The sequence below is a fragment of the Paenibacillus sp. 01T422 genome (assembly GCF_056398785.1).
Window position 1 is genome coordinate 1 of record NZ_JBFTQB010000136.1, and the last position, 10,582, is coordinate 10,582.

10 protein-coding genes and 1 pseudogene are annotated in these 10,582 nt (G+C 50.4%); 10 read left to right on the top strand and 1 reads right to left on the bottom strand.

What is annotated here, in order from left to right; all coding sequences use genetic code 11:
• Positions 1-527: 527 nt before the first annotated feature.
• The 9 genes and pseudogenes from AC1DUA_RS10355 to AC1DUA_RS10395 all read left to right on the top strand — a co-directional run.
• Positions 528-1,112 (top strand): annotated as a pseudogene (locus AC1DUA_RS10355) (amino acid ABC transporter ATP-binding protein); the annotation flags it as partial.
• 65 nt (positions 1,113-1,177) lie between these two features.
• A complete protein-coding gene (locus AC1DUA_RS10360) occupies positions 1,178-2,053 on the top strand; it encodes a glutamate ABC transporter substrate-binding protein (RefSeq protein ID WP_477499657.1) in 876 nt (291 codons plus the stop codon).
• Between the two features lie 61 nt (positions 2,054-2,114).
• Positions 2,115-2,765: an amino acid ABC transporter permease gene (locus tag AC1DUA_RS10365; protein ID WP_477499658.1), complete on the top strand. Its 651-nt coding sequence runs from the start codon at positions 2,115-2,117 to the stop codon at positions 2,763-2,765.
• 4 nt (positions 2,766-2,769) lie between these two features.
• The gene (locus AC1DUA_RS10370) at positions 2,770-3,420 is read left to right on the top strand and encodes an amino acid ABC transporter permease (protein WP_477499659.1); all 651 of its coding nucleotides are present in this window, start codon (positions 2,770-2,772) and stop codon (positions 3,418-3,420) included.
• A 33-nt stretch (positions 3,421-3,453) separates the two neighbouring features.
• Positions 3,454-4,215, top strand: a complete 762-nt coding sequence (locus AC1DUA_RS10375; RefSeq protein WP_477499660.1) for a TSUP family transporter — start codon at positions 3,454-3,456, stop codon at positions 4,213-4,215.
• Positions 4,200-5,510: a sensor histidine kinase gene (locus AC1DUA_RS10380; RefSeq protein WP_477499661.1), complete on the top strand. Its 1,311-nt coding sequence runs from the start codon at positions 4,200-4,202 to the stop codon at positions 5,508-5,510. Before AC1DUA_RS10375 ends, AC1DUA_RS10380 begins: the two co-directional genes overlap by 16 nt.
• 5 nt (positions 5,511-5,515) lie before the next feature.
• Positions 5,516-6,418 carry a response regulator gene (locus tag AC1DUA_RS10385; protein ID WP_477499662.1) on the top strand — a complete coding sequence of 301 codons (903 nt, stop codon included), beginning with the start codon at positions 5,516-5,518 and terminating at the stop codon, positions 6,416-6,418.
• A gap of 88 nt (positions 6,419-6,506) precedes the next feature.
• The gene (locus tag AC1DUA_RS10390) at positions 6,507-6,650 is read left to right on the top strand and encodes an RAxF-45 family protein (RefSeq protein ID WP_477499663.1); all 144 of its coding nucleotides are present in this window, start codon (positions 6,507-6,509) and stop codon (positions 6,648-6,650) included.
• A 100-nt stretch (positions 6,651-6,750) separates the two neighbouring features.
• Positions 6,751-8,667: an ABC-F family ATP-binding cassette domain-containing protein gene (locus AC1DUA_RS10395; protein WP_477499665.1), complete on the top strand. Its 1,917-nt coding sequence runs from the start codon at positions 6,751-6,753 to the stop codon at positions 8,665-8,667.
• Positions 8,668-8,918: 251 nt separating this feature from the next.
• Here AC1DUA_RS10395 and AC1DUA_RS10400 read toward each other — a convergent pair whose 3' ends face one another.
• A complete protein-coding gene (locus AC1DUA_RS10400) occupies positions 8,919-10,010 on the bottom strand; it encodes a GntR family transcriptional regulator (RefSeq protein ID WP_477499666.1) in 1,092 nt (363 codons plus the stop codon).
• Between the two features lie 193 nt (positions 10,011-10,203).
• Between AC1DUA_RS10400 and AC1DUA_RS10405 the strand changes: the two genes are divergently transcribed.
• A partial coding sequence (locus AC1DUA_RS10405; RefSeq protein WP_477499667.1) for an ABC transporter substrate-binding protein occupies positions 10,204-10,582 on the top strand: 379 nt, incomplete at its 3' end.

A 10,582-nucleotide genomic window follows, 5' to 3' on the forward strand; every position in this document is an offset into this window, starting at 1 on the left:
GTCTTATCCGCCTCCTTACTGTTGCTATTCCGCCTAAATCTGCGAAATAGAGGATCATAGTTCCCTCCAACCTGCCACATCGCAGCTTTCCAGACAAATAGAGGATCATAGTTCCGATCAATCATCCTCAGCACTATAATCGCCGCCGCGCGCCTAGGCCCGCCCCTCGTAGCTCCGCCGGCCGAGACGCTGCCGCGCGCTCCGCAGCTTCACCCGCCGAGACGCTGCCGGGGGCCCTCCGCAGCTTCGCCCGCCGAGACGCTGCCCCGCCCCTCGCAGCTCCACCCGCCGAGTCGCCGCCGCGCCCTCCGCAGCCTAACCCGCCCTCCACTGTTTCACCCACAGCCGAGACGGTTAAACATACAATAGGCCGCCACCTGCCTTAACGAAATTTTAATTCTTTTTTCAGTCTCATGTCGGATTATATAAGATTCCATAGTTTGACATTAAGATTTAAAGACATCGAGTGTAAGTTAACATGACAAATAGTTTACATGGTTAAGCTTTTAAGCGAAGGGGGGGTTCCATTGATCTCATTCCAACAAGTAGAGAAGCACTACGGCGATTTCCATGTGCTCAAAGGAATTGATCTTCAGGTCGAGCAGGGCGAAGTTGTTGTTGTCGTCGGTCCGTCAGGTTCAGGCAAAAGCACGCTGCTCAGATGCATCAATCGACTAGAGACGATCACCAGCGGCGATCTGACCGTGAACGAGCGCAAAGTCAGCGACAAGAAGACGGATATCAACAAGCTGCGCCGTGACATTGGGATGGTTTTTCAACATTTTAATCTGTATCCGCATAAAAAGGTCATCGATAACATCACGCTTGCGCCAATGAAGGTTCTTGGCTTACCGAAGAAGGAAGCGGAAGAAACGGCGATGTACTACCTCGAGAAGGTGGGCATTCAGGACAAAGCGGGAAGCTACCCCTCGCAATTATCAGGTGGTCAGCAGCAGCGGGTAGCCATAGCCAGAGGGCTGGCGATGAAGCCCAAAATTATGCTGTTCGACGAGCCAACATCGGCCTTGGACCCCGAAATGGTGGGAGAGGTGCTCGACGTCATGAAGGCGCTCGCGCATGAGGGAATGACGATGGTTGTGGTCACGCACGAGACTAATATCCTGTTCGGAATCACTCAATCGTTTCTGAATCACTAATATTAAGGAGATGAACTTATATGATAGCTAGAAAGTGGAATTTTATCGTGTTGTTAACGGCTGTATTCGCATTGGCAGGGTGTGCTTCAACGTCTACAACGGGAGGCGCATCCAGTGCTCCGGCAAACTCGCCAGCAGCAAGCGGGAGCGCACCAAGCACGGCCAAGCCGGCAGGCGGCGCATCGGTTCTCGATGAGATCAAAAGCAGAGGCAAGCTGGTAGTAGGCGTCAAATACGACACGAAGCTGTTCGGCTTGAAAAATCCGACCGGCGGCGAAGTCGAAGGCTTCGACGTGGACATCGCCAAAGCGCTGGCGAAAGAAATGCTCGGCGATGAGAAGAAAATTGAGTTCAAGGAAGTAACGTCCAAAACGCGCATCCCGATGCTCGATAACAAGGAGATCGACATGATTGTTGCGACAATGACGATCACAGAGGAGCGCAAGAAGCAGGTTGAATTCTCCGATGTTTATTTTAAAGCGGGACAGTCCCTGCTAGTTAAGAAAGGCAGCCCGATCAAATCGGTCGCTGATATTAAAAAAGGCACCAAGGTACTGGCGGTAAAAGGCGCTACATCCGTTGGAAACATTAAAGCCAAATCGCCAGAGGCAACGGTACTGGAATTCGATAACTACCAAGATGCCTTCAGCGCTCTGAAAGCGGGGCAAGGGGACACGCTGACCACGGATAATGCAATCCTTTACGGCATGGTGGCACAAGACCCGAACTTTGCCGTTGTGGGTGATCCGTTCACAGATGAGCCTTACGGAATCGCGATGAAAAAAGGCGAAACAGCTCTCCAAGCTGTGGTCAATGAAAACCTGAAAAAGCTGCAAACAAACGGCGAGTACGACAAGCTTTATAAGAAATGGATCGGCGAGGCGCCATCCAAATAACAAAGATAAGATGGGTGGCCGCAAGCTGCCCATCTTCTGTCTATGAGGGGGGCGCAAGCCGATGCCGGATTTTTCGATTTTTACCGACAATATCGATATCTATATGAAGGGCTTTGTTAACACCATCTGGGCAAGTCTCATAGCACTAATCGGCAGCTTTATTCTGGGAACGGTAATCGCCATATTCCGTATCTCAGCTGTCAAACCCTTGCAGTGGATAGGCACGGCTTACGTGGAGTTCATTCGGAACATTCCGCTTTTGCTCGTCGTTTTTGTATTCTTTTACGGCTTGCCTTCGCTCGGCATTACCTTAAGCGGCTTCGTCTGCGGAACCTTGGGGCTGACGGTGTACACAGCAGCTTTCATCGCTGAGGCGATCCGCGCTGGGATCATGTCGGTCCCGCTGGGCCAATCGGAAGCTGCACGATCTTCCGGTTTGACCTACGGGCAAACGATGTGGCATGTCGTCCTTCCGCAAGCGATCAAAATCGTCATACCGCCACTGAGCAACCAGTTTATTAACCTGGTTAAGAATTCGTCGGTGCTTGGGGTGTTTGCTGGCTTAGATCTCATGTATTTTGGGGATCAGATTGCCAGTGAGACGTACGCCACTTTTGATACGTATATTTTTGTCGCAGTACTTTATTTAATCTTAACGCTGCCACTAAGCTACGGCGCCTTGCGTCTAGAACGCAAGCTGGCGAGGGGGTGAATGAATGGATATCCTGCATGCTTTCTCCGTTGATAATATGAAGTTTATTTTCGAGGGTTTCTATATGACGTTAAAAGTTGCTCTGATTTCCATCATTCTCAGCTTCATTGTAGGCTGCGTCGTGGGAACGGTCCGCTATACGAAGATACCCGTCGTTTCACCTATTTTAGGCGTAGCTGTAGAGTTATTTCGTAACTTGCCTTTACTGTTGATCATTTTTTTCGCCCGGTTTGCCCTGCCGGATATCGGCATTAAGCTGGGTCCGATGAATGCGACAATTGTGGCGCTTACGCTTTTTGAAGGGGCGATGATTGCGGAAATTGTGCGAAGCGGGCTCATTTCCATCGACAAGGGGCAGATTGAAGCCGCTCGTTCTTCTGGACTAGGCTATGTCCAAACGCTTTGGCATATTGTGATTCCACAGGGGCTTCGCCGTATGGTTCCTCCGCTTGTCAGCCAGTTTATCTCCCTGCTCAAAGATACATCACTTGCCATTGTTATTTCCTTGCCTGAACTGATGCATCATGCGAAAATAGTAATTGGACAAAGTTATAGCTATACCTTACCCATTCTATTTGTCGTGGCTGTGCTTTATTTTGCAGTCAATTATGCATTATCGTTAGTAGCGCGAAGATTTGAAGCGAGGATGGTATAGAGAATTTGAGCTGAAAGAGGAGTCATTAACATCATGTTACACTTGAGTTGGGAAATGTTATTGTTCGTCATCATTGGAGGGTTCGTGGCAGCCTATGTAGATTCGGTCGTGGGAGGCGGGGGATTGATCGCCTTGCCTGTACTCTTAGCAACGGGATTGCCACCGGCAGTCGCACTAGGAACGAATAAACTGGCTGGTACGATGTCTTCACTGACGAGCACCATTTCCTTTATGCGTTCAGGCAATATCGATTTCAAAGCGGTAAAAGGCCTGTTCCTTTTATCTTTATCAGGAGCCGTTTGCGGAACGATGGTACTTCGGCAAATTCCTTCGGATTTTCTAAAGCCAATGGTCGTCGTCATGCTGATTCTAATAACCATCTACACACTTTTCCGGAAAAATTGGGGAGCCAGCTCGACATTCCGCCAGTACTCTACCAAAACAGCTCTGCTAATGGGGGGCGCAGCTTTTGGCTTGGGCTTCTATGATGGCTTTTTTGGACCTGGCACGGGTTCCTTTCTTATATTCGTTTTTCTTATGTTAGGTTTTGATTTTGTAAAAGCGGCAGGGAACTCCAAAATGCTGAATTTTGGAAGTAATATAGCGAGCTTGGCTACATTCATGGTACTGGGTTCCATCAATTACGGGATCGGACTTCCCATGGGTATTGCGATGATTTGCGGTTCACTGCTGGGCTCGCGCATGGCAATTCGCAAAGGCTCAGCCTATGTGCGCCCGTTATTTCTTACCGTTTGTATACTTCTAATTAGCAAGCAGATATGGGATCTAATCTAGGGGGTGATCGACTGGGACGCTTGAAAAATGAAGGGCTACAAATGATTCTCATCGCCATTGTGACGGCAATTGCTGGCGAGTTCAAAATAACGCCCTTCAGCGGCGAAGTGTTTCGGATCGGTCTTGGGAGCAGCACCTTCCTTTTGTGCCTGCTCTTGCTCAAACATTTGCCTTATATCTACACAGGCATTATTACTGGGATTACCGTTTTGCTGTTTCGTTCCATAGAGGCAGGGATCATGACGCATGGCGCTGCATCGCTTGGTTGGAGCATGCAGACTCACTTGCCTGCGATGCTGTATTACATGGCTTTTGCGGTGGGCATGAGCTTGATGAAGCAGAAAATGGGGAGGTTCCATCCCCTTGTACTTGGTTTATTCCTATCGCTCATCGATCTCCTGTCCAATGAGATTGAACTTCTGGCGCGCAGCTTCATTTTCGATACACCCTACAAATTTTCACAGCAGTTAGTGTATATTTCGGTGATTGCACTTGTAAGAAGCTATTTCGTGGTCGGCATCTATAGCAGCGTGACCATTCATCAGATGAGAGTCCTCCACAGTGAGCAGCAGAAGCGGATGGAGCAGATGCTGAATACGAACAGCGGACTGTACGGCGAAGTATTTTACCTGCGCAAGTCCATGGAAACGATTGAGCAGCTGACGGCCAAAAGCCACAATTTATACGAAAGAGTGAACGGCTCAGGACTGAAAAGTTATGCCCGCACGATTTTGGAAATTACGCAACAAATCCATGAGGTGAAAAAGGACTCCCAGCGCATCCTTGCTGGCTTATTAAAGCTCTTTGACCGGGAATTCGCTTCGAATATGAGGCTGGCGGAAATCATAGAATTCGCGATAAAATCCAATCTTGGATACAGCGGCATGATCGGCAAAAGGATTCGATTCACCACGGATCTGCGAATTAATTATGACTCGGATCACTATCTTCCTCTGCTGACGGTTATGAATAATCTGCTGTCCAACAGTGTGGAGGCGATTGAGGATCAGGGAACGATTCATGTAAGTGCGCACGAGTGTGGCGCTGAAACGATTCTGACTGTTTCCGATACGGGAACGGGGATTGCCGACTTCGAGAAGGATATGATCTTCGAGCCTGGTTTCACAACGAAATTCAATCAGGAAGGCTTTGCCGCAACGGGCATCGGGCTTTCTCACGTACGGGATATTGTTCATTCCTTAGGCGGGGATATTCATTTGCGCTCTGATGAGCCTTTCTCTCAGACAACTTTTGTGATCACCTTATTGACCGATACGTTGAAAAAAGGAGCGTAGAGATCATGCTGTCTTTCGGAATTGTGGACGATGATGCGGTAAGCAGGCTGATGCTGCACAAGATTATTGAAAAAGGCGGGTTAGGCGAAGTCGTAGGAACAGCAGGCAGCGGGAGCGAAGGGGAGAGAGTGCTGCTCGAAACGTCCCCGGATGTTGTTGTCATCGATCTGCTGATGCCGGATCAGGACGGGATTGAGACCATCATTCGGCTCAAGGAGCAAGGCTTTCAAGGTAAGTACGTCATGATTTCGCAGATAGAAAATAAAGAGATGATCGGCAAGGCTTATCAGGCTGGCGTCGAATATTATATTCAAAAGCCGATTAACAAAATCGAAGTGGAAGCGGTGCTTTCCAAGGTCAACGAGCAGTGGAAGATCAGTCGTTCCCTGAAGGAGATTCAGGATTCTTTGACGAAGCTGAGCCTATTGAATCTCACGCCAGAGAGTACTCGCAAAAAGCGCAGCGTGCGCGAGATCGTCCAGCCTATTCTCATGGATATGGGTATTGTCGGGGAGAGCGGAAGCCGAGATGTGACGGACATTATCGAGCATCTGACGAAGCATCATAGAGGTGACGGAATACCGCCGCTTAAGGAACTGTATGAGACGGCAGCTCGCACCCACAAACTGCAAGAGTCTGATGTAGAAAAGGAAGGCAAAGCCGTCGAGCAGCGCATTCGCCGAGCCGTTATGGCTGCCTTAGCCCATATAGCAAGCATCGGCTTGACCGATTACAGCAATCCGAAATTCGAGCATTATGCGCCGCTTTATTTTGAGTTTCAGGATGTCCGCATGAAAATGAAAGAAATCGATGAGAATTTGAAGTCGGAGAAAAGCAAAATTAACATTAAAAAGTTTCTCCAGGTCCTTTATCTGGAAGTCACGGACAAGATGCGAAGCGAGCGTTAGGCCCAGAATATGGGTGCTTTGCGGTTGCGAATTGACCGGCGGTTATGATATGATTTTGTACATAGTAGGCAGAGGAGGTGAAGGTAGGATGAATCGAGAGTTTGTGAACAACCGTGTGAGCCAGTTACCCATCGCGATGGCTGGCATCGTTCATGCAGCAGCATGCAACGGGAGAAGTCTGTCCAAAAATGTTCATACGGCATCACAACTCACGAAAAGACACCTACCTTAACCTCAATCGGATGATCCGCTCAAGGTCGTAGGAATTTTCCTGCGGCCTTTTTTGCTGCGTTCAGGATAGGGTCTTTCATAACCAGGGAGGATCCTTAACAATGTTAATTATCAATGGTCAAAATATGAAGAAATACCACGGCGCCCAGCTGGTGCTGGCAGACGTCACTTTTGAGATTCATCAGGGGGAACGAATCGGATTGGTTGGGCGCAACGGCAGCGGCAAATCGACCCTATTGCGCCTCATTTCCAAAATGGAGAAGCCGGACGAGGGGCTGCTGACGGTGCGTAAAGATACGCGAATCGGCTACTTAGCCCAGATTCCGACGGAGTGGGAGCGAGGCACCGTGTACGATGTGCTTGCGGCTAGCTTTGCGGAGCTGCTCGCATGCCGCGCCGCGATGACAGAGCTGGAACAGCGCATGTCTGATTCATCGGCCATCGGTGAGCTCGACCAGCTGCTGAGGCGGTATGCGCAGCTGCAGGAGCGTTTCGAGCGGGAAGGCGGGTATGAGCTGGACGCCAGGATCGACCAGGTGGCAAGCGGACTTCGCATTGCCCGCGAGGTATACGGGCGAGACTTCGCCTCGCTGTCCGGTGGGGAGAAGACGAAGATTGCGCTCGCTTCTCAACTAATCGGCAAGCCGGATGTGCTGCTGCTCGATGAGCCGACGAATCATCTCGATCTATATGGCGTGGAATGGCTGGAGGAATATTTGACCCATTATGAGGGTGCATGCTTCATTGTATCTCATGATCGCTACTTTTTGGACCGGGTCGTTACCAAGATTGTAGAGTTGGAAGACGGAGAATCTTCGACTTATCTGACTTCCTATACGGGATACATGAAGGAGAAAGAAGTCCGGCTGCTGCAGCAATTCGCCGATTATCAGGAGCAGCAGAAGGTCATCAAGAAAATGAAAGAGACGATCAAGCAGCTAATGGAGTGGGGGCGGGTCGGGGGGAACGAGAAGTTTTTCCGCAGAGCGGCGTCCATGCAGAAAGCGCTCGATCGCATGGAGAAGCTGAAGCGGCCTGTCCTTGATCCGAAGGCAGCTGAATTCGGGCTGAAGGTGGACGATCGCTCTGGCAAGCGGGTAATCGTGTTCGATGAAGTAAGTAAGCAGTATGGGGATAAAGTGCTGCTGCGGCGGGCAAGCGGCTTGCTGGAGTATGGCGAGAAAGTGATGCTTTTGGGACATAACGGTTCAGGAAAAACGACCTTGCTGAGAATGCTGTTGGGCGAGGTACAGCCTGACGGGGGCGAGCTGGAAATTGGCGCACGCGTGGACATCGGTTACTTGGCGCAGCAGGAGTACCCCGAGGACCAGAAGAAAACGGTGCTGGCCTACTTTTGCGAGGAAGCCCGCATGGAAGAAGGGGAAGCTAGAGGCAGACTCGCTGCTTATCTATTCTATGGCGCGGATGTTTTCAAGCCTGTTAGCTCGCTTTCGGGCGGGGAGTGGACGCGACTTCGGCTTGCGCTGCTCGTGCTGCGCAAGCCGAATCTGCTCATTTTGGATGAGCCRACGAATCATATGGACATTGCCTCAAGGGAGGCGCTAGAGGAAGCGCTTGAGGAGTTTCCGGGTACGGTGCTTGCGGTGAYGCACGACCGTTACTTCATGAACCGGCTGTCCCAGAAAATATGGGAGCTGGATCAAGGGCGCATCACCGTCTATTTGGGCAGCTTTGATGACTACAAAGCTAAGAGCGCTCAGCTGCGCGCGGCGCAGGCGCGAGAGGCGGATGCCGCTCCGGTGACGAAGTCGACCGGCGCTGGTTTAAAGGCCGCAGCGGCCAAGGCGGAGCCGCGCGAGAAGTCGCGCAGCACGGCTGCGTTCGCGCGCGAGAGGCTGGAGCGGGACATCGCGGAAGTGGAGGCGCGGCTCGGCGAGCTCGACCAGGCGCTGGAGAATCCGGCGGCTGAGGAGCTGAGCCGCCTCTGGGCAGAGCGCGAAGCAGCGCAGGGGGCTTTGGACCAGCTGTATGCGGAGTGGATACAGCTGGAAGGATAGGAAGAGGGGAGCCGTGGGCTCCTCTTTTGTGTTTGCATCGGCGGCGGAGAGGAACTCTGATCCGCTATCGTGCAGTAAAACGCCCCCTTGCCCTGCTAAGGGGAACTAGGGGGCGCTATTTCGTTTGTTCGGGCCGATATGAGGCAACTGCGCGCGAATAGCGCCCTGTAGTTCCGCTCGGTCAGCGATATCGGCTGATTTCGCTGAAATAGAGGACTACAGTTCCGCGGAAGCTAGTCCAAATCTGCGCCTTAGACCCGAACCCATCTCACAGGGATCTCCACGCGCTGCGGAGTATACTGYCCGCTGCACTGCTCGAGCAGCAAGCTTACGGCGGACAGCGCCATTTGCTCCTCATCCTGCAGCACATGCGAGATGCCCGGGATTTCCGGATCATCGAAGGACACGAGCACGGTGTTCGAATTCAAGGCTTCCTCCTCATGGAGAGCATGATGCGTAAGCCTCGCCATCTCGGCTGTCAAAGCAAAAACAGCCGTAATGTTCGGATGCTGATGCAGAAATTTTGCAACATAAGCTGAGGTGTCGCCCGTCCTGAGGATGTCGATGGGCACGTGGCACCATAAGCTTTTATCAATGGGAATATTGCCGTCAATATAAGCTTTTTCGAAGCCATGGGTGCGGTCCTCAATGGATGTATTCGTATTATCCGGGGAAATCAGCGCAATTTGCCGGTGGCCTTCCTTGAGCAGACGGTCAACGGTCTCGTAGGCGCCGCCCCAGTTATCGGATGTAATCCGGTACGTATCGATATTTCGCAAGTAGCGGTCAATGAAGACAAATGGGTATTTATCTAAAGACAAGCGCAGCAGCGATTCGTTATAACTCTCATCTTCCGTAGGGAAAACAATGATGCCGCGGACGCCTTGCGTATTCGTGAGCTGCTCTACGGCACGGGATTCTTCATGGGAAGACTCCCGAGTGATATGCAGGACAAGCTGATAGCCGGCTTCCTTGACATAATATTCGACATAATCAACGAGTCGTTGGATCACCTTTGTTTTCATCGTAGGGATGATCAGACCTATGTAATTGTAAGGATTGTTGTGCGCAGCTGGCGCTACAGGAATAGATCCGATCGAAGTGATTTCCGTGGTCACGGGGGCGGGATCTGGTGATACGAAGGTTCCCTTCCCTTGAATGCGGGTGACGAGCCCTTCGTCCACGAGGACGGCCAAGGCGTTTTTCACCGTAATTTTGCTGACTCTAAATTCATCCATGAATTCCTGCTCGGAAGGCACGCGATCCCTGGGACGAAGCTCTCCTGAAATGATTTTGTCTTTGATGGATTGGTAAATTTGTCGATAGAGAGGAACTTTATTCATTCGAGCATCACCTGATTCTGTATAATCTAGCTAGTTTCATTGTACTTAGTAAATCAATAAAATGGAATATGTTTAATATAATAAATGTGATTTTATACTAAATTGGTTATATAAATATGGAATTTTATGTACTATAATTCGATGTGTAAAGCGCTTACACGTTGTTAATTCCAATCTAGGGGGAATCATTGTTATGAAAAGGAAGCTTCAAGTTACTTCAGCTGTGGTCTTGGCATCGATGCTTTTACTATCTGCTTGYACATCAAGCCCGAGCTCAACGCAAAATGATAGCGCAACCAAGCCAGGCGAGCCGGTCAAGCTGAGTTTCTGGACGTTTAATGAACTGCATCAGAAATTTTTTGAAAGCATGGCAGAGTCCTGGAACAAAGCACATCCTGAGCAGTCAATCAAACTAGAAGCGACGACGTTCCCTTATGATGATAACCACAATAAACTGCTGGTGGCACTGCAATCCGGTACAGGTGCTCCTGATATGGCTGACATTGAAATCAGCAAGATTGGCAATTTTCTGAAAGGTGATGTCCAGCTTCTCCCTCTTAACGACATTGTTG